Genomic DNA, 23741 nt, shown 5'->3' with positions numbered 1-23741 from the left:
GCTACGCAACCACCGGGCACCCGTGAGGTAACGTCCCCGACCGAAACGCCGAGGTCGATGCGATGGACGAGGAGAAGGCCGACATGGCTGGCCGAAAGGACGGGGCCCGCCCTGCACAGGTGACGGGCGCCGACGGCGGCCCGGCGTGGGCGCAGGAACTGCTCGAGCATCTGCGGCCCACGGGGCGGGACATCCGCCGGGTCGTCGCCTGGCTCGCGGACGCCGTGCAGGGGACGGCCTGGCTGCAGGACGGCAGCGGCCGGCTCCTCGCCGGAACACCGACAGCGCTGGACGAGGACCTCCTCGCGGACCTCGTCTCCGGCCGGATCGCCTCCGCGGCCTGGGACGACACCGGACGCCATCTGCGGCTCGTCAGGGTGGAGCAGCCGCAGCCCGCCCCGGCCGGTGTCCTGGCCGTGTCCCGCCCGGCCCCCTTCGACCGCCGGACCTCCGACATCGTGACCCACACCGCCCAGGTGGTCGAACTTCTGCTCAGGGCACGCGAGGCGACCACCGCCGGACGCCGGCTCCAACGCGCCACCTCCGATCTGCGCCTGGCGATCCTGCAACTGCTGATGGTCGAGGACACCGTCTCCGCCCGCCGCGTCGCCGCAGGTCTGTGGCCGGGGCTGCTCGACACCGACACCGCCTGTGTCTACGTCCTCGAGGGCTGCGCCGAGGACCGCGACCACCTCGCCGAGGAGTGCCTGAGCGCGACGGAGGAGCAGGTGCTGGTCGTACGCTGCCCCGCCGTCGATGCGCACGTCATCGTCGTCGCTCCCGGCGACGCGGCCGCCGCGGAACTGCGCTCCCTGGTCGACCGACGGCCGGGCACCTTCCTCGGCGGCAGCGCCCCGCAGAGCCTGGCCCGCACCGCCACCGCCTACGGACAGGCCGTGAGCGCGCTCGCCGTCGCCCGCTTCCGGCCCGACAAGCAGGCGGTGTACGCCGAACGCACCCACCCCGAGCGCCTGATGGACCCCGCCGAACTGCACGGATGGACGACCCAGGTGCTGCGCCCGCTGGACACCCTGGCGCACCACACCCGCGCCGAACTCCTCGCCACCACCCGCCTGGGTCTGCAGTTCACCGCCGTCAACGCCGCCAAGGTGCTCGGCGTCAGCCGCAACACCGTTCGTGCCCGTATGGAGCGCGTGGAAGCCCTGTTGCAGACGGACTTCTCCGATCTCGCGGCCCGCGCCGTCGTCCACCTTGCGCTCAACACCTGGATCGGCCTGTCGACGGAACCGCACAAGACCGGCCCCGCAGCGACTGGCCACGCTCGGCTCGGTGAACTGCTGGCCGGCCCCGCCCTGCGCACCTGGGCGAGCGACCTGCTGGCGCGCCTCAATGCCGACGCCCGCGACCTGCGCCGCACCCTGCGCATGTGGATCGCCGCGGGAGGCAACGCCGAACGCGCCGCGCAGAACCTGGGCGTGCACGCGCAGACGGTGCGGGAGCACGTGCGCAGCGCGGAGCCTGTCCTCGAACGCCAGCTGCTCGCCGCCGGCAGCGACCTCTACGAGGTCGTCCTCGCCCATCTGGCCCTCGGCGACCTCGACCAGCCCGATCTGCGCCGGGCGAACCGGGACCATCCGGACTCACCTGTGCACGGATGAGCCGTGCGGACACGGCAACGGGCACTGACACGGTTCACAACGGATCCACCGGACGCGTAAGTTCGACGGACCGCGGGGGCACGACCGGCACGGGGGACCGGTCGGGCCCCCTTGCGGTTCTACGCGCGCAGCCGCACCGGCACCTCCTGCCAGCCGAACGCGATGAACGACGGCACCTGCCGCAACTCGTCCTCGCGGACGGCCAGTCGCACCTCGGGGAAGCGCTCGAACAGAGCCGGCAGCGCTGTGAGTGCCTCCACCCGGGCGAGTGGAGCACCGATGCACCGGTGCACACCGATCCCGAACGACAGATGGTCGTCGACCCCGCGCGCGGCGTCGAAGGCGTCCGCGTCGGCCCCGTAGTGCGCGGGATCCAGCCCCGCGGCGGCGTACGTCGTGATGATGGCGTCGCCCGCCGGGATCGTGATGTCGCCGACCACGATGTCGGTGACGGCGAACCGCAGCGGCAGCGAGGCGATCGACGGGTGCACCCGCAGCGTCTCGTCGACGACAGCCTCCCAGCCGATCTTCCCGGCCCGTACGGCGGCCAGCTGGTCGGGGTGCCGGAGCAGGGCGACGACCGCGTTGCCGATGAGGTTGACGGTGGTCTCGAACCCGGCGCCGATCACCAGCAGCAGCGTGTACAGCAGCTCCTCGTCACTGAGCCGGTCGCCGTCCTCGTCCCGCACCCGGATCAGCTCGGTGGTCAGATCGTCCCCGGGGTGCTCGCTGCGGTGGGCGATCAGAGCCGGCAGCACCGTCCCGATCTGCTGCTGCACGAAAGCGGCGTGCTCCGGGCTCGGGTCGGAGGTGTCCATGATGGCCGCGATCAGCCGGCGCGTGTCGTCCACCAACTCGTCCGGCACGCCGAACAGTTCGCAGATGATCCGCATGGGCAGGGGCTGTGCGAGCGCGGCCTTGACGTCGACCACCCGTCCGTCGGCCCCGGCCGCCGCCAGCACGTCCAGCAGCTCCTCGGTGACCGCCTCCACCCGCGCCCGCATCGTCTCGGTACGGCGGTGCGTGAAACTCGGCGCCACCAGCTTGCGCAGCCGTGCGTGATCCCCGCCGTACGTGGAGAGCATGTTGACCACGCCCACCCAGCCCAATATCCAGCCCCAGGAGGGGTGTTCACCGATCTCGGGCCACAGTTTCCAGTGCAGCCGGGGGTCCCGGCTGACCTGCGGGTCGAGGATCAGGTCCTTGAGCGTGTCGTAGCCGGTCGGCGCCCAGGCGGGGATGCCGCCCGGCAGCTCGACGGGAACGACCGGGCCGAGGGCTCGCAGCCGGGCACTCTCTCCGGGGATGTCGGCGCCGAACGGGTCGATGACAAAGCGGTCGATGCGGTCGGTGACGGTCACGCGCAGCACAGTACACACCGTCACCGATCACTCTCGTACGGTTGAGCGATTCTTCGCCATTCCTGCCGCGCCCTGCCATGACGTGGACGGTGCCCGCGTCAGACATGTCGACGCTTCCTGCGACGTCACGCTGGCCAGCTGTGGCGCGGAATTCAACGGCCCGGAACAGCTGGAACGCGAACTCGTCCATGGTCCTGCCCGGTATCGGCGAGGTGGTCGCGTCGGGCCCGTGCGAACTGCTGGACTTCATCAACCCGTGCTTCGGCATCCACAGGCGCCGTTTCCTCTGGGACGTCGGCTGATTGCCCGGTGCGGGACGGGTACTCGGACGGCCCCGGAAGGACTACCGCTGGAGGAGGCCCGCATGACCAGCAGCACGGAGACCGGCGGCGTGACCGGTACACCGGACAAGGACTACAACCTCATCTGGTACGTGGAGGCGTGCCTGAGCAACGCCCTGCGCCTGGAGACCTACATCCAGGACGCGGAGCGCGAGAAGGACACCGAGTTGGCCGACCTGTTCCGCAAGGCCCAGGCGGACAGCCGCAAGGGTGCGGAAATCGGCAAGGGACTGCTGCGCGGACGCCTGAACGGCGGCTGACACCGGCGTCCCGTCCCCGGGCCCGGCACCGTGCATGCCACGGGCGACCGGGCCTTCCGCATGCCCAACTCCCGTTTGATACCCAGCGTTTACAGAGTTCGGGTCGACGGGCCGAACAGACTTGCTACAGTGCTACTCGCCGGTAGCAAGCTGTACGGGGTGCGGGGAGCCGGCGTGTCGCCACTCCCCGGACGGCTGGTCGAGTCGCGCAGTCCGGCAAGGGAGCCGGGCCGCTCGCGGCTGCTGCGCATACGTGTCGCGCGGCCATCGAACTCCAGTTCCCCACCCGCCGATTCAGACAGGTGAGACTCTTCCCATGGCTCGTTCCCTGGTCGACTTACTGACCGAGCACGCCACCCAACAGCCCGACCGGACCGCATACCGCTACCTCGTCTCCGGCGACTGCGACGGAGAGATCCAGGAGATCACCTACGCGCGGCTCGCCCACCGTTCCCGGGCCGTCGCCGCCTGGCTGCAGGAGCGCGGGCTGACCGGTTCCCGCGCCATGCTGCTGCACCCGCCCGGCCTGGAGTTCATCAGCGACTACCTGGGCTGCCTCGCGGCCGGTGTCGTCGCCGTGCCCGGCGTGCCCCCGCAGGGCCGGGCGCACAACCATCGCGCCCTGACCCGAATGAGGCGTCTGCTGGCCGACGCGGACGCCAAGGTGATCCTCGGCGGCCGGGAAGTCGTCACTGCCCTGGCCGGCATGGCGGAGCACCTGCCCGAGCTGACCGACATCACCTGCCTCGCCACCGAGGACATCCCCGACGAGGCCGCCGACGCCTGGCGTGCCCCTGACCTCACCCCCGACTCGGTCGCCTTCCTCCAGTACACCTCCGGCTCCACCTCCGCCCCCAAGGGCGTGGCCGTCACCCACGGCAACCTCCTCGACAACGAGCGGATCATCACCGAACGGATGAGGCACACCCCGGAGGTCATCGATGAGTACGGCCGCGAACTGATCGTCAGCTGGCTGCCCGTGTACCACGACATGGGACTCATCGGACCGGTCCTGAACACCGTCTACCTCGGCCTCACCACCACCCTCTTCTCCCCGCTGCACTTCCTGCAGCAGCCCGACCGCTGGCTGAAGGCCATCAGCCACTACCGCCCGCACACCAGCGGCGGCCCCAACTTCGCCTACGAACTGAGCCTGAAGCACGCCACCGACGAATTCGTCGACGGCCTCGACCTGAGTTCGTGGAAGGTCGCCTTCAACGGCGCCGAACCGATACGCGCCGCCACCCTGCGTCGCTTCACCGATACCTTCGCCGCTGCAGGCTTCCGCCGTGAGGCCTTCTACCCCTGCTACGGCCTCGCCGAGGCGACCGTGATGGTCACCGGCGCCTCCGTGGGCGCCCCGCCCACTCTTCTCGCCGCCCAGGAGCTCGGGCCGCACACCGGCGAGGCGGACGCGGCCGCGGTCGGCTGTGGCCGTCCCGGTGCCGGCCTCACGGTGACGATCGCGGACCCGGAAGAGGGCACGGAACTGCCCGAGGGCCAGGTCGGGGAGATCTGGGTGAGCGGAGCCAGCGTCGCCAAGGGCTACTGGCGCAACGCCCTGGCCACCCGCGAGACCTTCCGCGCCACCCTGACCGGCCGCGAAGGCCGCTTCCTGCGCACCGGCGACCTCGGATTCCTGCACGACGGCGAACTCTTCGTCACCGGCCGCCTCAAGGACCTGATCGTCATCGACGGACGCAACCACTACCCGCAGGACCTGGAGCTGTCCGCCGAAATGTGCCACCCGGCCCTGCGCCCCGGCTGCACCGCCGCCTTCTCCGTCCCCGCCGACGCAGAAGGCGAAGGGGAGCAGATCGTCCTCGTCGCCGAGGTGGCCCCGGACGCCGCGGGCGACTCGGAGAAGATCACCGACCTGATCCGCAGCGCGCTCGGCGAGGCCCACGGCCTGTCCGTACGCGAGGTCGTCCTGGTGCACCCCGGCACGATCCCCAAGACCTCCAGCGGGAAGATCCAGCGCCACGCGACCCGGACGGCCCACCTGGCCGGCTCCCTCTCCCCGGTCACCGCACCCGCCGCGCGCTGACACCACCCGCCTTCCCGCGCCGCCCAGCGGCACAACACCCGTACCCGCCCGCCCGTTCGGCCGCCCACGGCGTCGTCATGCCTCCACGCCGGCCGTATCGCTCGCACGGAAAAACACCCCGAGCCCGAGTTCACGAGGACACCTGCCCCGATGCCTGCGAACGAGTCCGCGAAGCAGCCCGCCGAGCCGTCCCTCACCGCACCGCAGAGCGTGCGAGCCTGGCTGATCTCCTCGGTCGCAGAGGCGGCCGGGCTCGACCCGCTGACCGTCGACCCGCACCGGCCGATCGCGGAGTTCGGCCTGGGGTCACGCCAGTTGGTGACGCTGGCGGCGCAGCTGTCCGACCGCACCGGCCGGACGCTGAGCCCCTCGCTGGTCTTCGACCACCCGACGGTCGCGGCGCTGGCCGAGGCGGTGCTCGGCGACCCGTCCGCCGCGACAGGGGCGGCCGGCCCGGTGCGGTCCGAGGCGTTCGCGCGGGTGGACGACGACATCGCGATCATCTCCATGGCGTGCCGTTTCCCGGGTGGCGCGGATGACCCCGAGGCGCTGTGGCGGCTGCTGGCCTCGGGTGAGGACGTCATCACCGAAGTGCCGCCGGGCCGTTGGGACACCCAGGGGCTGTACGACCCCGACCCGGAGGCCACCGGCACTGCGTACTCTCTGCGCGGCGGATATCTGACCGACATCGACCGTTTCGACGCGGCCTTCTTCGGGATCTCCCCGCGCGAGGCCGCGGCCATGGACCCGCAGCAGCGGCTGCTGCTGCAGACCGCCTGGGAGACCATCGAGCGCGCCGGGATCGTGCCGGGCACGCTGAACGGCAGCTCGACCGGCGTCTACGTCGGCCTGTACGACAGCGGCTACCTCGCCTCCGCCTCACTGGGGCAGCTCGACGGTCATGTCGGCACGGGCTCGGCGTCCAGTGTGGCCTCCGGACGCATCGCCTACTCCCTCGGCCTGCAGGGACCGGCGGTCACCGTCGACACCGCCTGCTCGTCCTCGCTCGTCGCCCTGCATCTGGCGGCGCGGGCGCTGGCAGGCGGCGAGTGCGACCTGGCGCTGGCGGGTGGTGCCTCGCTGCTGGTGACGCCGCGCGCTCATGTCGAGTTCAGCAGGCTGCGCGGGCTGTCGCCGTCCGGGCGGTGCAGTCCGTTCTCCACCGGGGCGGACGGCGTGGTGTGGGCCGAGGGCTGCGGCCTGGTGCTGCTCAAGCGGCTCGCGGACGCGCGCCGGGACGGCGACCGCATCCTCGCCGTGATCAAGGGGTCCGCGATCAACCAGGACGGGCGCAGCCAAGGGCTGAGTGCCCCGAACGGCCCGGCGCAGGAGCGGGTGCTGCGCGCCGCCCTGGACGCGGCCGGACTGCAGCCCGGCGATCTGGACCACGTCGAGACCCACGGCACCGGCACGCCCCTGGGTGACCCCATCGAAGTCCGGGCGCTGGCCGCCGTCTTCGGGCCCGACCGCCCCGCGGACCGGCCCCTCGGCATCGGCTCGCTCAAGTCGAACATCGGTCATGCGCAGGCCGCGGCGGGCATCGGCGGCGTCATCAAGACCGTGCTGGCGCTCCAGCATGGCGTGCTCCCCGCGACACTGCATGCCGCCACTCCGACCGGGCACGTCGACTGGGCGGACAGCGGCCTGCGCCTGGTCGCCGGCCCCTGCGCGTGGCCTCGGGACGGGGAGCGGGTGCGGCGGGCCGGCGTGAGTGCGTTCGGGATCAGCGGGACGAACGCGCACGTGGTTCTGGAGGAGGCGCCGCAGGACTCGGCCCAGCCCGGCGCCGACGAGCCGACGGGCCAGACTCTCTTCCCGCTCTCCGCCCGCAGCCCCGAGGCCCTTCGCGGACAGGCGGAACGCCTCCGGCAGGCCCTCGCGCGGCAGCCGCAGCTGCCGCTGTCCGCCGTGGCGTCGACACTCACCCACCACCGCACGCACTTCGAGCACCGGGCCGTCCTCCGGGCGGGCGGCCGCGACGAACTGCTCGCCGACCTGCACACACTTGCGGCGGCGGAACCGGACCCGGACCGGACCGTGGGGCCCCAACAGGTGCTCCCGCCGGGGAAGTTGGCCTTCGTCTTCCCCGGCCAGGGTGCCCAGTGGGCGGGCATGGCCCGCGATCTGCTCGATGGCGACCCGGTGTTCGCCGACGAGCTCGACCGCTGCGACGCGGCCTTGCGCCCGTTCACCACCTGGTCGGTCACGTCGGTCCTGCGGGGCGAAGCCGCTGCCCCCTCGCTGGAGCGCGTGGATGTCGTCCAGCCGGTCCTGTTCGCCGTGATGGTGTCCCTGGCCGCCGTGTGGCGGGCGCGCGGCATACGCCCGGACGCGGTGATCGGGCACAGCCAGGGCGAGGTCGCCGCGGCCTGTGTCGCCGGGGCGCTCAGCCTCAACGACGCCGCGGCCGTGGTCGCTCTGCGCAGCCAGGCCCTGACCGAGCTGTCCGGCACCGGAACCATGGCGGTCGTCGCCCTCCCGCACACCGAGGTCGAGCCCCTCCTTGCCGAACTGGACGGCCGGGTATCGATCGCCGCTGTGAACAGCGGCCGCTCCACCGTCATCGCCGGCGACGTCGAACCACTCGAGACCCTCCTCGCCGACCTCGACCGGCGCCAGGTGTTCGCCCGCCGTCTCGACGTCGACTACGCCTCCCACAGCGCCCACGTCGACCCGGTCCGCGCGACGATCCTCGACGAACTCGACGGCGTCATCACGTATCCGACGTCCGTCGCCTGGTACTCGACGGTCACCGGCGAACCGGTCACCGACGAGCTGGAGGCCGACTACTGGTACACCAACCTGCGCGAGCCGGTCCGCTTCGGGCCGACCGTGCAGCGGATGGTGGCCGACGGCTACCGCTGTTTCGTCGAACTGAGTCCCCACCCCTCCCTGCTCACCGCCGTCACCACCGTCGGCGAGGACCACGGCCACGACCTGGTCGCCGTCGGATCGCTGCGCCGCGACGAACCCGGACCCGCCTGCCTGGACCGCGCGACCGCCGAACTCCACGTCCACGGCCGCCCGATCGACTGGCGGCGCCTCGTCCCCGACACCGCGGCCGCCGACCTGCCGACGTACGCCTGGGACGCACAGCGCCACTGGACCGAACCCGAGACCGCCGCAGCGGGACCCGCCCTCTTCGACCGCGCCGCCCACCCGGTCCTCGGCATCCAGCTGCAGTCGGCAGACGCCTCCCGCTGGACCTTCCGCAACGAGTGGTCCCCGGCCACCGCCGCCTGGCTGCCGGACCACGCCGTGTTCGGGCAGACGGTGGTGTCGGGCACCACCCTGATGGAGCTGTGCCGCGCCGCGCTCGCCGTCGCCCGCCCCGACGCTCCCGACGACCTGGCCGACCTGCTGCTGCTCGCCCCCCTGACCCTGCCCGCCTCCGGCACGGTCGAGGTGTCGGTCGAGGTGGACGCCTCCGCCCCCGTACCGGAGATCACCGTGCACAGCCGCCCGCGCGGCCGGGAGGCGGCGGAGTGGACCTTGCACGCCACCGCGTCGGCGGCCGAACCCGGCCCCGAACCGGGCACACCGGCGCCCGTGTGGCCGCAGACGGCCGAGGAGGTCTGGGGCGAGGACACGTACGACCGGCTCGCCGCGCTCGGGCTCGGCTACGGCCCGGCCTTCCGGGGCGTGCGCTCGGTGGTCGCGACCGGCGGGGACGAGGTGCTGGCGCGGCTCGCGCTGCCCCCTGTGACCGGTGACGCGGACGAGGCGTATCCGGTTCATCCGGCACTCCTGGATGCCGCGTTGCAGGCGGCCGCCGCGTTCGACGCGTCGGCGGGGCGGGCGCTGCTGCCGGTGGCGGTGGGCCGCTGTGTCCTCCCGCCGGGCGGGGCGAGCGAGCTGACCGCGATGGTGCGCCGCACCGGTGGCTCCGGGACGGACCTGCTCCTGGACGTGACGCTGTGGGACGCGGACGGCATCCCGGCGGGCCGTCTGGAGGGCGTAAGGCTACGGGCCGCCGACCCGGCGGACCTGCGCGCGGGCTCGGAGCACGCCCGGCACCTGTACGAAGTGGCGTGGACGGCGCTGCCCGAAGCGCCCGCCGCGGGCGAGCGGGCGGCGGCCTGGACGGTGATCGGTGACCGCTCGGACCCGGACGTCGCGGCGATCGCACACGGCCTCAAAGCGGCGGGAGTCGAGCTGCGCGAATCGGGTGCCGACATCGTCGTACGAGTGTGGCCGCGCGGGGCGGCGGACGCCGAACCGGCCGCTGTGGCCGGCGAGTTGGCGGCCCAAGCTCTCACGGAGGTGCAGGAACACATCGCTCTCGCGACCGACGGGGCGCCCGCGCGGACCCTCTGGGTGACCCGCGGTGCGGTCGCGACCGGCGACGGCGACACGGTGCCGGGCCTGGCGCAGTCGGTGCTGTGGGGCCTGGCCCGCAGCACCCGCAGCGAGCACCCGGACCTCGGACTGACCCTGCTCGACCTGGACGGCGGTATCGACGGGGGCCATGCCGCGACCGCGATATCGGCCGCTGTCACTCACGGCGACGAGGGCGAACTCGCCCTGAGGAAGGGAGAGTTGCTGGCCCCGCGGCTGGTGCGCGCCCGCCCGGCCGACGTGCTGCGGACCCCGGCCGGGGACTGCTACCAGCTGACCGGCCTTCCGGCCGACGCCACCCTGCGCCCGGTGGCGCGTCAGGCGCTCGGTCCCGCCCAGGTGCGGATCGAGGTGCACGCCGTCGGCCTGCATCCCACGCACACCCCCTGCGCCGGTGTGCTCACCGAGGTCGGCCCCGAAGTCGAGGGCCTGGCGTGTGGTTCGCGGGTCGTCGTCCTCACCGACGCCACGCCCGGCTCCGAGCTCGTCGCGGACGCGCGGCTGGTCGCCGTGGTTCCCGACGACCTGCCGTTCACGGCCGCTGCCGCCGTGTCCCTCGTGCCCGCGGCCGCGGGATGTGGGCCCGGCGCGCGGGTCGACGTGCTCGCCGACGCCACGCCCGGCTCCGAGCTCGTCGCTGACGCGCCGCTGGTCGCCGTGGTTTCGGACGACCTGCCGTTCACGGCCGCGGCCGCCGTGTCTCCCGCGCACTCGGCCGACGGCGAGCGGTTGGCCGAGGCCCTGCGCGCCGCCGTCCACGCCCCCGTACGTCCACAGGTCTTCCCGGTCACCGCCGCGCGCGAGGCGGTACGCCGCAATGCGTCCGGCCGTCCCGTCGTCCTCGACCTCGTCGGCCGTCCCGCTCTCGTGCCCACCGACGGCACGGTGCTGATCACCGGCGGCCTGGGCGCGGTCGGCCGGCAGATCGCCCGCCTGCTGGCCGAACAGGGCGTGCCGCGGCTGCTGCTGACGTCCCGTCAAGGGGCAGCGGGCCCCCGGGCAGCCGAGGTCGTCGCGGAGTTGTCCGCACTCGGTGCCGACGTCGAGGTGGCCGCCTGCGACGTCGCGGACGCGACTGCCCTGGCCGGTGTGCTGGCCGGCGTCGGCGACGTACTGCCGTTGCGCGGCGTGGTGCACAGCGCCGGAGTCCTGGCCGACGGCGTGCTCGCCGAGCTGACTCCCGAACGACTCGCGCAGGTGCTGCGCCCGAAGGTCGACGGCGCCGCCCATCTGCACCGGCTGACCGCCGGGCTGCCGCTGGAGCTGTTCCTGCTGATCTCGTCGGCCGCAGGCGTCGTCGGCAACGCCGGGCAGGCCAACTACGCGGCCGCCAACGTCTTCCTCGACCAACTGGCCCACCACCGCAGGGCGCTGGGCCTGCCCGCCGCCTCGATCTCCTTCGGCGCGTGGGCCGGCGAGGGACTTGCCGCCGAACACGCCGACCTGGAGCGCATGGCCCGCCTGGGCCACCGGGCTCTCACCCCCGAGCAGGGCCGCGCCTTCGTGGAACTCGCCCTGCGCCGCGGCACACCGCACCTGCTCGCCTGGCATCTGGACCTGCCCCGCCTGCGCGACAACGCGGCATCCACCGGTGCCCTGTGGACCTCCCTGCTGTCCTCGCCCCGCCCCGACCGGCACACCGGCCGAGGACTGGCCGACCGCCTGGCCCGGCTGACGGACACCGAACGCGCCACCCGGGTCCTGGAGTTGGTGTGCGAGGAGGCCGCCCACGCCCTGGGCCTGCCCTCGTCCCGGTCCGTCCGCCCCGACCAGCCGCTGCGCGAGCTGGGCATGGACTCGGTGACGGCTGTCGACCTGCGCAACCGCCTCGGCACCCGCATCGGCGTCCGGCTGCCCGCCACCCTGCTCTTCGACCACCCCACTCCCGCCCGCCTCGCCGATCACCTGCTGGCCACCGCGCTCGCAACCGATGGCGGCAAGCGCCGCCACACCGCGCAGCAGGCCCGCACGGCGGCACTCGCGGCCGACGAGCCCGTGGCCGTCATCGCCACGGCCTGCCGCCTGCCGGGCGCGGTCGGCTCCCCGCCGGACCTGTGGCGGCTGGTTGCGGAGGGCCGCGACGCAGTGGGCCCGTTCCCGGCCGGGCGCTGGGACGTGGAGTCGCTGTACGACCCCGACCCGGAGGCGCCGGGCAAGTCGTACGCCCGCGAAGGCGGCTTCCTCGACGACATCGACTCCTTCGACGCGGCGTTCTTCGGCATCACACCGAACGAGGCCGCGGCCATGGACCCACAGCAGCGGCTGCTGCTGGAAACGGCGTGGGAGTCCGTGGAACGCGCCGGGATCGTGCCCGCCGAACTGGCGGGCAGCACCACCGGCGTGTACGTCGGCATGTTCGCCGGCGACTATCTCGCCGGGGCGCGGCTCGACCAGCTGGACGGCTACGTCGGCACCGGCTCGGCCCTGAGCGTGGCCTCGGGCCGGCTCGCCTACACGCTCGGGCTGAACGGCCCGGCCCTGACCGTCGACACGGCCTGCTCGTCCTCCCTGGTGGCGGTGCACCTCGCGGCGCAGGCGCTGCGCGCCGGCGAATGCGACCTGGCCCTGGCGGGCGGGGTGACGCTCATGGTCACCCCGCAGACCTTCGTGGAGTTCAGCCGCCTGCGCGGCCTGTCCCCGACCGGCCGGTGCCGCTCCTTCTCGGATGCCGCCGACGGAGCGGTCTGGGCCGAGGGTGCGGGCATGGTCGTACTGAAGCGGCTGAGCGACGCCCGCCGCGACGGGGACGAGGTCCTGGCCGTACTGCGCGGCACCGCTGTGAACCAGGACGGCCGCAGCCAGGGGCTGTCCGCGCCGAACGGCCCGGCGCAGGAACAGGTGATCCGGCGGGCCTTGGAGCTGTCCGGACTTGCCCCCGCGGACATCGACTACGTGGAGGCCCACGGGACCGGCACCACACTCGGCGACCCGATCGAGGCGAACGCCCTCGCGGAGGTCTTCGGCGCCTCGCGCCCCGCCGGCCGGCCGCTGTACCTGGGCTCGCTCAAGTCCAACATCGGCCATGCGCAGGCGGCTTCGGGCGTGGCCGGGCTGATCAAGGTGATCCAGTCGCTGCGGCACGGGATGCTGCCCCGCACGCTGCACGCCGACACCCCCAGCCGTCACGTGGACTGGGCCGACAGCGGGCTGCACGTGCTCCGGGAGGCGGTGGCCTGGCCGGCCGGCGAACGGCTGCGGCGTGCCGGAGTGAGCGCCTTCGGCATCAGCGGAACCAACGCACACGTGATCGTGGAGGAGGCACCGCCCGGCGACACGCCCGCTGAGCAGGGCGAACCCACGCTGCTCAAGGGGCTGTTCGTGCTGTCGGCGCGCACCGAGGACGCGGTGCGCGGGCAGGCCGCCCGGCTCGTCGAGCACCTGACCGGTGACATGACGCTGCCGGACGTGGCCCACACCCTGGCGCTCCACCGCAGCCACTTCGAGCGACGCACGGCGCTGGTGGCAGGTGACCGGGACGAACTGCTGGCAGAGCTGAATGAACTGGCCGGTGGACGACGGCCTGTGGCGGCGCCTCGCGAGGAGCCGTCCGGCAAGGTGGCCTTCGTCTTCGCCGGGCACGGCGGCCAATGGCCCGGTATGGGCGTGCAGTTGGCGGCCGACTCGGATGCCTTCCGCGAGGAGCTGGCCCGCGTGGACGAGGAGGTCCGCCGGCACGCGGGCTGGTCGGTCCTCGACGTCCTGCGCGCACCGGAAGAGCTCGCGCCGCTGGGCCGGACCGAGTACCTGCAGCCGACCCTTTTCGCCGTCAACGCGGCGTTGGCCGCCGCCTGGCGCGCACTCGGTGTCGCACCGGACGCCGTGGTCGGACACAGCCTGGGTGAGATCGCGGCCGCATACAGCGCGGGCGCCCTGACGCTCGAGGATGCCGTGGCGGTGGTGTGCGGCCGCGCCCGGGCGGCCGTACCGCTGGTCGGCAAGGGCGGCATGCTCGCCCTGGAGCTCCCGCGCACCCGGGCGGAGGCGCTGCTGGAGCCGTATGCGGGGCGGCTGTTCGTCGCGGCGGTCAACAGCGGGCAGTCCACGGCCGTGTCCGGCGACGCGGACGCGCTGAGCGACCTGCTCGGCCAGTGCCAGGAGCAGCAGATCGCCGCCCGGCGGGTGTCCACCCCGTTCGCCTCGCACACCCCCCTGATGGCAGCCCTGCGCGACGACCTGTTCGACCGCATCCGTACCGTCCGGGGTACGCCGACCGGGACGCCGCTGTACTCGACCGTGACGGCCGAGCCCGAGCCGGGAGACCGGCTGGATGCCGGGTACTGGTACCGCAACCTCAGTGAGCCGGTCCGCTTCGGCGACACGATCCGGCGGATGCTGCAGGACGGATACCGGTACTTCGTCGAGCTCAGCCCGCACCCCTCGCTCGGCTCCGCCATCGAGTCGGTCGCCGCAGAAGCCGGAATCGACGCCGTGAGCATCGCCTCCCTGCGCCGAGAGGAGGGCGCTCTCGACGACCTGCTGCGCAGGGTGGGGGAGTTGTTCACGGCCGGCCACACCCCCGACTGGCAGGCCCTCTTCCCGGCCGGGCGCCGCGTCGACCTGCCCACCTACGCCTTCACCCACGAGCGCCACTGGCGCACGCCTGCTACCCCGACGGGCGGCCTCTCACCGCTGCTGGGCACGCACATCGAGGCCAGCGACGAGGCGGACCGCCACATCTTCCAGACCGAGATCGACCTGCGCGACAACCGCTTCGCCCATCTCGCCGACCACCGCGTCACCGGCGAGGTGTGGCTGCCCGCCGCGGCCTTCCTGGACATGGCGATCGAGGCCGCATCAGCCGTGCAGGGCGGCGGCGAAGTGGCACTGGCCGACGTCAGCTTCGACCAGCCGCTGCGTCTGGACGCCCAGCGGCCGGTGCGGCTGCAACTGGTCCTGCGGCCCGCCGAGGACAACTTGCGTCACTTCACCATCGCCTCGGCGGCAGCCTCCGCGCGCTGGGACCGCCATGTCACCGGGCGCGTCACCCCGGTGAGCGGCGACCGAGCGCCGGACGAGCGCGAATCGCCGGCTGCCCTGCGCGAACAGTGCGGCCAAGAGGCCGACCTGTCCGCCGTCTACGCCCAACTCGCCGCCCTCGGCATCGAATACGGCCCGGCCTTCCGCGGCCTGGAGCAGGCCCGTTCCGGCGACTCGACCGCCTGGGGAAGGCTTGCCCCGCGGCCCGCCACCGGTCATCTGCTGCACCCGGCCGTCCTCGACGCCGCCTTCCATACGGCCGCCCTGCCGCACGACACACCCGCAGGCCGGGCCTTCGTACCCGCCGGAGCCGGGCGCCTGCACTTCACCGGACGCAGGACGACTCCCGTATGGACCACGTGCCGACTGCGCTCCGTGGACGGCGACAGAGCAACCGTCGACCTGCGACTGTACGACGAACACGAACAACTCCTGCTCGCCGTCGAGGAGTTCGAGCTCGCCGCGCTCTCCCCACTGGACGGCGCACTGTTCGAGACCCGCTGGCAGCCGCACCCGCCCGCCAAACAGGCGCCCACCCAGGGCAGTTGGCTGATCCTGGCGGACGAGTCGGGCGTCGCCGCCGAACTCGCCGACCGGCTCGACGCTGCTTCGGTGCCCCATGTGATCGTCCGCAGGGGCGAGGCATTCGGCGTCCAGGGCCCCGGCCGGTACGTGCTCGACCCGGCTGATCCGCAGCACCTCACCCGCCTGTTCGAGGACGCCTTCGCGGACGCGGCACCCGAGCGCATCGTGCAGCTGTCCGCGCTCGACGCCCCGCCGATCGGGGATTCGCGTACCGAGCAGGTGGCGGCGCGGCTGTGCTGCCTGAGCACCCTGCACCTGGTACGGATGCTCACCGACCGGGCGCAGGGGCCGGCGCCTCGTCTGTTCACGGTCGTCCGGGGCAGTCAGGCCGCCGGCGACAGCACACAGGTGACCCGTCCCGAACAGGCCCTGGCCTGGGGCTTCGGGCTCGCCCTCGCCCAGGAGCACCCGGAGCTGAGGACCACCCTGATCGACCTGCCGCCCACGGACGGCGTGGACTCCCTGTGGACGCAACTGCGATACGCCGACGACGAACGCCTCGTCGCGCTGCGCGCCGCGGACCGCATGGTGCCGCGACTGGTCCGCACCCGTCCGGACGACGGCGCCCGTGACGCTTTCACCCCGGACGGCGTCCACCTGATCACCGGTGGTCTCGGCGGCCTCGGCCGCGTCGTCGCCGAGCGGCTGGCACGGCGCGGCACCCGGCAGCTGGCCCTGCTGGGCCGCAGCGCGCCGAGCCCGGAAGCGGCGGCCTGGATCAAGGGGCTGGAAGAGCGCGGTGTCACCGTGCACGTCGCCCGTGCCGACGTGGCCGACCGTGACAGCCTGACGGCCGCCCTGGACGCCGTACGACGGGAAGCCGGACCGGTCACCACGGTCGTCCACACCGCAGGCGTGCTGGACGACGCCACGGTGGCGAACCTGAGCGACGAACGCGTCCTGAACGTCCTGGGCCCCAAGGTGCTGGGCACCACTTTGCTCACCGAACTCGTCCCCGAGGCCGAGAACCTCATCCTGTTCGCCTCGGCGGCCGGCCTGTTCGGCTCGGCCGGGCAGAGCCCCTACTCGGCGGCCAACGCCTTCCTGGACGCCTGGGCCCACCACCTCTGCCTCGCCGGGAGGCGCGCGCTCAGCCTGGACTGGGGCGCGTGGACCGGCGTCGGTATGGTCGCCGCGGAGGCCGGCCGGGCCGCCGAAACCAGTCGCTCGGGTCTCGTCGCCTTCACTCCCGCCGAGGGCGGCGAACTGTTCGACCGCGTCCTGGCCACCGAACGCCGCCAACTCGCCCCCCTCGCCCTGGACTGGGAGCTGCTCGCCCTCGACACCGACGCGGCCCGCACCCGTCCCCTCCTCGCCGACCTGGCCACCGTCCCGACGGGCCCGCAAGGCTCCGACGACCTGGTCAAGCAGGTGTTCACGGCGACGACGCACGAACAGCGAACGGAACGGCTCGAGGCATATGTGCGCGCCAGGGTCGGCCAGGTCTCCGGTGGCGCCGTCGACGCCTCCGCGACCACGGCCCTGAAGGAACTGGGCCTGGACTCCCTCATGCTGGTGCGGCTGCGCAACGCCTTCGCCCGTGAACTGGGCGCCGAACTCCCGTCCTCCGCTGTCTTCTCGGCCACCGACATCCGAGGCCTCGCCCAAGCCCTGGCCACAGCCCTGCCTGAACGCAGCACAGCAGCGACCCGGACCGAAGCGGCCACCGAAGTGCCGGACAGCGAACAGCGCCCGGCCACCCGCGACGTCGTGCGCCTGCTGCGCAGCGCACGGCCGGACATGCCGGCCGCGGCCCATGCCGTCGGCCTCGCCGTACGGCTCACCCGCGCGACCACCCCTGCCACGCTCACCGGCATCCTCACCCGCCTGGCCGCCCGGCACGCAGCGCTGCGCACCGCGATCGTCACCGGCAGCGAGGCAGGCAGGCAGCTGCAGGTGCAGCGGGAGCCCGAACAGCCGCTGCTGCGTTGGACGGCCGTCCCCGCAGCCGACGAACTCGACGCCGCCGACCGACTGCGCCGCCTGCTCGAGCCGCCGTTCGACCTCGCGCAACCCCCGCTGTGGCGGTTCGAACTCCTCGACGGCGGTGAGCGCGGCCAGATCCTGCTGTACGGCGCCCACCACGCGGTCAGCGACCTGCAGTCCCTGCTGCTGGTGGCCGCCGAGATCGACACCGAACTGTCCGGCACCTCCCTCCCTGCCACGGTCACCAACCGCGACCTGCACCTGTTGATCGAAGCACAGCAGCCGGGGGAGAACCCCGGAACCGGGGCGGCCGAATGGCGCGAGGCGTTCCACGGCAGTGAGCGCCTCGACCTGACGCTCACTCACCCCCGTCCGGCCGCGCGCTCCTACCGGGCCGGCAGCGTGAGCGTGGCGATCCCCGACGGCCTCATGGCACGGGTGTCGGCGGCCGCGAGCAACCTCGCCGTCACGCCCGCCGCCTTCTGCCTGGGCACCCTGACCGTACTGCTGGCCAGGCGGCGGGAGCGGGAGCGCTTCGTCCTCGCCGTGCCGGTCGACACCCGTATCCACGCCGACGCGTTCGACGCGGTGGGCTTCTTCGGCGTACCGGTGCCCTTCCCCGCCGAGGCGAGGGCACAGGAGCCGATCGAGGACGTACTGCGCCGCACCGACAGCCGCCTGGAGAAGATCCTCACGAAGGGCGCCATGTTCTCGGACGTCCTGCCGGTGCTGGCCAAGCAGGGCCTGTACCGGCCCGACGCGCCACTGGTGGAGGTGTACTTCAACTACGTCCGTGCCGCGGGCAGCCTCACCGGCCTGGACGTGCTGCCGGTGGGCACCGGCTACTCCGACCTCGACCTCATGATCACCGTGACGCCGGAGGCCGGCCGTATCCGGCTCGACCACAATCTCGACATCCTCGACACGGCCACGGCCACCGGGCTGGGGGAGGATCTGGTGCGGCTGCTCGCGCAGACCGTCGAGGACGCCTCGCCGACGGTGCGTGCGACGCCTGCCGCCGAACGGCCGGACCCTGGTGAAGAGGTTGCCGCGGCAGCCGCCCCGCGCCCGGCACTCGCTCTCGCCGCCACCTTCGCTCTCGGCAACCTGCCCCTGATGTGCGAGGCGGCCCTCGACGACGGGGCGCCGGACGGCACCGCGACGGCCGTCGCGCAAGCCCCGTACCACCACGTGCTGGCCGGCCTGCGGGATCCGTCCGGTGTCTTCGCCGACCCGGCGACGGCAGTGGGCGTGGTGCTGCTGCGGGCGGCGGACCTGGAGCGGTTCGGGCCGGTGGACGACGCACTGCTCGCCGAGCTGCGCACCGCCTACCCCGCCGCCCTGCGAGCCCTGGCCGAGCGCACCCGTAAGCCGCTGGTCGTCGGCTTCCTGCCCGCCGCGCACACCCCGGACCGCCTGCGGCGCTGGGAGCACGAACTCGCTGCCGAACTGGCCGAGTTGCCCGCAACGGCAGTGTTCGGCCCCGACGACTGGACCAGCCGGCACCCCGTCGAGGAACGCTTCGACGAACGCACCGAGCGCCTGGCCCACCTCCCCTTCACCGCGCACTTCCAGGCGGCCGTCGCCCTGCGCCTCGCCGAGGTCTTGCAGGCCGTGCGCCGCCCCGCGCCGAAGGTGATCGCGGTGGACGGCGACGAGACCCTGTGGGGCGGGGTGGCCGGGGAGATCGGCGCCGGGGCGGTGGACCTGACCGGTGCCCGGGCTCTGCTGGCACGCAGGCTGCTGGAGTGGCGTGCGGCCGGCGCGCTGCTGGTGCTGGTCAGCAACAACGACGCGGACACGGTGCGAGCGGTCCTGGACCGCCCGGACAGCCTGCTGAAGCCGGAACACTTCAGCGTGCTCTCCGCGGCCTGGGGCCCCAAGCCGGACCGCCTCGCCGAGGCGGCGCGCACACTCAACCTCGGCCTGGACAGCTTCCTGTTCCTCGACGACAACCCCGCCGAGATCGCCAAGGTCCGCTCGGCGCTGCCGCAGGTGCTCTCGGTCACCTGCCCCCCGACCGCCGGACTGGAAGCGTTCCTGGGGCGGTTGTGGCCGCTGGTGCCTCCCGCGGCGACGTCCGAGGACGCACTGCGCTCCCGCTTCTACGAACAGGAACGGGAACGGGACACCGTCCGTGAGCAGGCCGGCTTCGAGGAGTTCCTGGCCGGGCTGCAACTGGAGGTCGACATCAGGCCCCTGACCGCCGGCGACGTCCCGCGGGCCGAGCAACTGGTGCGCCGCACCAACCAGTTCACCCTTCACCCGCGCTCCGACGACGGCCTCGACGTCGCCCGCTGGCGCGAGCACGGCGAGGTGTGGACGGCTGCAGCCCGGGACCGTTTCGGCGACTACGGCCAGATCGCCCTCCTCGCCCTGCGTGCGGACGGCGACCGACTCGACGTACCGGCCTGGCTGATGAGCTGCCGCGCCCTCGGCCGGGGCGTCGAGGAACGCCTGCTGCAGTGGCTCGCCGACCGCGCCGAGGAACTCGGCTGCACCAAGGTCCGGTTGACCGCGCAGCGCACCGAGCGCAACGCACCGGCCCGCCGGCTGCTGGCCGGCCTGGGCGGGGGAGAGCAGGACGACGAGCGCCTGGAGTGCGTGGTCACGCCCGAACACCTGCGGGCGTTCCGCTCCTGGCAGCAGTGAAACGAAGCAGACAGCAAGAGAAAGGGACCGCGGAAATGGTTGCGGACATGGTGAAGGGCACTGATGCGTGAGATGAACGAGGACGCGTCGGCGTACGCCGGTCAGCGGGCGACGGCGGAGTCGATCGAGCGCGGCGGAGGCGGACTCAGCGTGAGCGACCTGCTGGCGAGGGTCGTGCCGGCTGCCGTGCCTGCACACGCCGCCACAGCCACGGAAGGGGCGCCCGACACGGATCCGTCTCCGGATGTCGACGTGCTGGCCGCCGTCATCGCCACGGCGGCCGGCCGCCTTCTGCCCGAGGGCCATCTCTCGCCCGACACCGACTTCTTCGACGCCGGTGGCAGTTCCGTGCACGCGGTGGAACTCGTGGCGGAGCTGGAGGAGGAACTGGGCATCGAGGTCGATCTGGACGAGGTGTTCGCCGACGCCCGCCCGAGCAGCCTCGCCCGCCGTTGGGCACGGATCCCCGGAATCAGGGCCGTTGCCCCCACGGTCACCACCGCAGAACAACCGACGGCCGGGACGACGACTGCGCTGCCCGTCCCCTCTCCCCGCACGCCACCGCCCCCGGCCGTACGGTGGGCCGAACCCGCCCGTGCGCCGCACACCACCGCCCGCCGCGAAGACCTCGACCAGATCCTGGCCGACCTCGCCCTCGCCGACCGCCTCCCGTTCATCGCCGCCCCCGAGCCCCTGCCGCCCCGCCGGATCCTGCTCACCGGCGCGACCGGCTTCCTCGGCAGCCACATGCTCCTTGACCTGCTGCGCCACAGCGACGCCCATGTGTACTGCCTGGTCCGCGCCGCCGACGAGGAAGCGGCCGAGACCCGGCTCGGCGAGGCCCTGCGCAGCTACCGGCTGCCCTGGTCGACGGAGGTCCGCCGCCGTATCACCGTGCTGCCCGGCGACATCCGCCGCCCGCACCTCGGCCTGAACGAAGAGGAGTGGAACCGGCTCGCCCACGAACTGGACGGCATCGTGGGCGTGGCCGCGGCCGTGGACTTCCTGCGCGGCTACCAGTCACTGCGCGCCGGCAATGTCCTCGGCACCCTCGCCCTGGCCGAACTGGCGGCGGCCGGCCGCCCCAAACCCCTGCACCACATCTCCTCCATCGCCGTCTTCAACGAGGTCGGCATCACCTCCATGGGCGAGGACGACCCCCTGGCCCACGCCGACCGCCTCATCGCGGGCTACGACCAGACCAAGTGGGCCGCGGAGGTCGCGCTGCGCCGCGCCCGCGACCACGGCCTGATCGTCACCGCCCTGCGCCCGGGTGGCATCGGCGGCCACACCAAAACGGGCGCCTACAACCCCCAGGACCTCTCCAGCGGCCTGGTGTCGGCCTTCGGCCGCTTCCGCACCGTGCCCGCCTTCCGTCATCTCAACGTCGCCCCGGTGGACTGGGTCAGCCGGGTCGCGGTCGGCGTCATCTGCGAACCCGACGCCTGGGGCTTCGACTACAACCTGACCGGAGTGCCGAACACGCTCGACGACGTCGTCCAGGACATGGCCCTGGGCGGCATGCACGTGCGCGTCAAGGACTGGGACGACTGGCGCACCGACACCCTGGCCCGCCTGCAGGCCGAACCCGTCCCCGAACTGACCTTCCTTTCCCGGGTGTTGGAGAGCCCCACCGCACTCAAGCTGTGCGAGGCGACACTCAAGGGACCGGCGGCCGGCGGCGAACGCACCGCCCACCTCGTCGACGCCCTCGGTCTGCCACCGGCCACCCGCTACGACGCCCGCGCACAGCTCAAGACGTTCGAGCGGCTGGCGGGTGACGGCCTGGCCCGGCTGCCGCACAAGGACGACCAGCCCTATCTCTGGTTCACCGAGAGCACCGAGGGCCACGTGGGCCCGATCGGAGCCCCCGTCGACACGCCCTGCTCCATGACCCTCACACTCTCCATCGCGAGCATGCACCAGCTGGTCACCGAGCGCCGCATCGACGTCCGCGGACACCTCGCCTGCCCGGCCGTACACCCCGACCCGCTCACCGTGGAACGCGGCGACGTGTGGATCCGCCCCGAGGAAGGCATCCCCGAACAGCACGGCCTGACCCACCAACTCCTTCGCTACCGGCTGCTGTTGCGCGACGCGGACGGCGGCAGCTGGTGGCTGGAGGGCCGCAAGCACGCCCGCGCCCGCCGCGATGTCTGGCGCCAGACCCGCGCCCTGACCGTCGAGATCGGACGTCAGGGTGAACCCGCCCTCCTGGCCGGCGAGTTGGTCGTGCCCGCGGACAGCTACGTACGCGACCAGATCGACGGCATCAAGGTCGACCCCCGGCTGACCGGTCGGGAGCAGCGCGCCGCCAAGCTGACCTGGCTCGCCTGGTTCGGCCTCCAGATGGGCCGCGGCCTGCTCGGCCCCTTCACCCGGGCCGCCGCCGACCTCCTCGACCTCCGCCGCACCCCGCACCCCACGGAGCACAACCGATGATCTTCAAGGCGACGAAACCCACCACCAGGCCGGCCCTCCGCAAAGTCAGAACCACCCCGACCCTGCGCCCCCTGCACCACCGTCTCGACCCGCAGCGGGTCGAAGAGATCCCCTTCCACGCCCCGGACGGCGTACGCCTCGGCCTCACCCGCATCGACACCGGCGAGCGGGACCGCCCCGCGGTGCTCCTGCTGCACGGACACACGGCCTCCGCCGACATGTTCCTGCTGCCCGAGATCCGCAACCTCGTCGACGTCCTGCTCGACGACGGCTACGAGCCGTGGCTGCTGGACTGGCGCGGCAGCTGCCGCCTGCCCTACAACGCCACCGGCCAGAAATACACCTACGACGACGTCGCCCTCCACGACATCCCCGCAGCCGTCGCCCACATCCGCTCCCGTATCGGCGACGACCGTCCGCTGTTCGCCGTGGCCCACTGCATCGGCGCCCTCACCCTCTCCATGAGCATGACGGCGGGCCTGGTCCCGGGCCTGGCGGGCGTGGTGGCGCAGGGTGTGTTCCTCACCCCGAAACTCGGCGGCCGCACCTCGCTGCGCATGTCCCTGGCCCAAGAACTGCTCAAGTCCCGCCTCGACCACATCCCCGTCGACTTCCGCACGGTGGGTCTGCGTTCCAAGTACACGCCCCTGTTCGCACTGGCCTCCCGCAAGGCGAGCTGCCCGGACCCCACCTGCCAGATCCTGCACCACTCGGCATGGGGCACCGGCGCCTCGCTCTTCGTCCACGAGCACCTGACCGAGACCACCCACAACCGGCTGGCCGAACTCCTCGGCCCCGCACCCCTGTGGATCCTGCCGCACCTGCGCCGCATCGAACTGGCCCGCACCGTGGTCCGCTGGCACGACACCGACCACCGCTACGCGGCCCTGCCCCCCAACGCCCTGGACGCAGCCGGACACATCGACACCCCGCTGCTGCTCCTGACGGGCAGCGACAACGGCCTCTGGCTGGACTCCCAGCAGCTCTGCCGCGACGTCCTCGCCCGCCGCCACCCCCACCTGGACGTCACCTACGCCGAGATCCCCGGCTACGGCCACCTGGACACGTTCCTCGGCCGGGGTGCCGCCCTCGACGTCTTCGGACACATCCTCGACTTCCTCGGCGAACGCCGGTGACGAGGGCCCCGCCGACCGCTAACGTACTCGCCAGTAACCGGACCGTATCCAGGAGGC

Annotated in this window: 8 protein-coding genes; 7 read left to right on the top strand and 1 reads right to left on the bottom strand. The window is 72.9% G+C overall.

Annotated elements, in window-relative coordinates:
• Positions 1 to 83: 83 nt before the first annotated feature.
• The gene (locus IH68_RS0140945; RefSeq protein ID WP_030946429.1) at positions 84 to 1619 is read left to right on the top strand and encodes a helix-turn-helix domain-containing protein; all 1536 of its coding nucleotides are present in this window, start codon (positions 84 to 86) and stop codon (positions 1617 to 1619) included.
• A gap of 119 nt (positions 1620 to 1738) precedes the next feature.
• Here IH68_RS0140945 and IH68_RS0140940 read toward each other — a convergent pair whose 3' ends face one another.
• Positions 1739 to 2980, bottom strand: a complete 1242-nt coding sequence (locus IH68_RS0140940; protein WP_030946427.1) for a cytochrome P450 family protein — start codon at positions 2978 to 2980, stop codon at positions 1739 to 1741.
• 140 nt (positions 2981 to 3120) lie between these two features.
• On the opposite strand from IH68_RS0140940, the gene IH68_RS56735 reads away from it, so the two are divergent.
• From IH68_RS56735 to IH68_RS0140910, 6 genes are all read left to right on the top strand, one after another.
• Positions 3121 to 3282, top strand: a complete 162-nt coding sequence (locus IH68_RS56735) for a hypothetical protein (RefSeq protein WP_159403818.1) — start codon at positions 3121 to 3123, stop codon at positions 3280 to 3282.
• Positions 3283 to 3344: 62 nt separating this feature from the next.
• The gene (locus tag IH68_RS0140930; RefSeq protein WP_030946424.1) at positions 3345 to 3581 is read left to right on the top strand and encodes a hypothetical protein; all 237 of its coding nucleotides are present in this window, start codon (positions 3345 to 3347) and stop codon (positions 3579 to 3581) included.
• A 316-nt stretch (positions 3582 to 3897) separates the two neighbouring features.
• A complete protein-coding gene (locus tag IH68_RS0140925; protein ID WP_030946422.1) occupies positions 3898 to 5628 on the top strand; it encodes a fatty acyl-AMP ligase in 1731 nt (576 codons plus the stop codon).
• A 150-nt stretch (positions 5629 to 5778) separates the two neighbouring features.
• On the top strand, positions 5779 to 20106 hold the full coding sequence (locus IH68_RS0140920) for a type I polyketide synthase (RefSeq protein WP_078912844.1): 14328 nt from the start codon (positions 5779 to 5781) through the stop codon (positions 20104 to 20106).
• A gap of 63 nt (positions 20107 to 20169) precedes the next feature.
• Positions 20170 to 22548, top strand: a complete 2379-nt coding sequence (locus tag IH68_RS0140915) for a thioester reductase domain-containing protein (protein ID WP_030946416.1) — start codon at positions 20170 to 20172, stop codon at positions 22546 to 22548.
• Positions 22545 to 23684: an alpha/beta hydrolase gene (locus IH68_RS0140910; RefSeq protein WP_030946413.1), complete on the top strand. Its 1140-nt coding sequence runs from the start codon at positions 22545 to 22547 to the stop codon at positions 23682 to 23684. The genes IH68_RS0140915 and IH68_RS0140910 overlap by 4 nt, the downstream gene beginning before the upstream one ends.
• Positions 23685 to 23741: the final 57 nt, after the last annotated feature.

This window comes from Streptomyces sp. NRRL S-646 (assembly GCF_000720765.1).
Taxonomy (GTDB): Bacteria; Actinomycetota; Actinomycetes; order Streptomycetales; family Streptomycetaceae; genus Streptomyces.
This window is presented reverse-complemented; position numbering and strand designations above follow the sequence as displayed.

Coding starts and splice junctions, on each gene's coding strand:
- IH68_RS0140920 (WP_078912844.1), top strand. CDS start 5,779: ATGCCTGCGAACGAGTCCGCGAAGCAGCCCGCCGAGCCGTCCCTCACC.
- IH68_RS0140910 (WP_030946413.1), top strand. CDS start 22,545: ATGATCTTCAAGGCGACGAAACCCACCACCAGGCCGGCCCTCCGCAAA.
- IH68_RS0140930 (WP_030946424.1), top strand. CDS start 3,345: ATGACCAGCAGCACGGAGACCGGCGGCGTGACCGGTACACCGGACAAG.
- IH68_RS0140945 (WP_030946429.1), top strand. CDS start 84: ATGGCTGGCCGAAAGGACGGGGCCCGCCCTGCACAGGTGACGGGCGCC.
- IH68_RS0140925 (WP_030946422.1), top strand. CDS start 3,898: ATGGCTCGTTCCCTGGTCGACTTACTGACCGAGCACGCCACCCAACAG.
- IH68_RS0140915 (WP_030946416.1), top strand. CDS start 20,170: ATGCGTGAGATGAACGAGGACGCGTCGGCGTACGCCGGTCAGCGGGCG.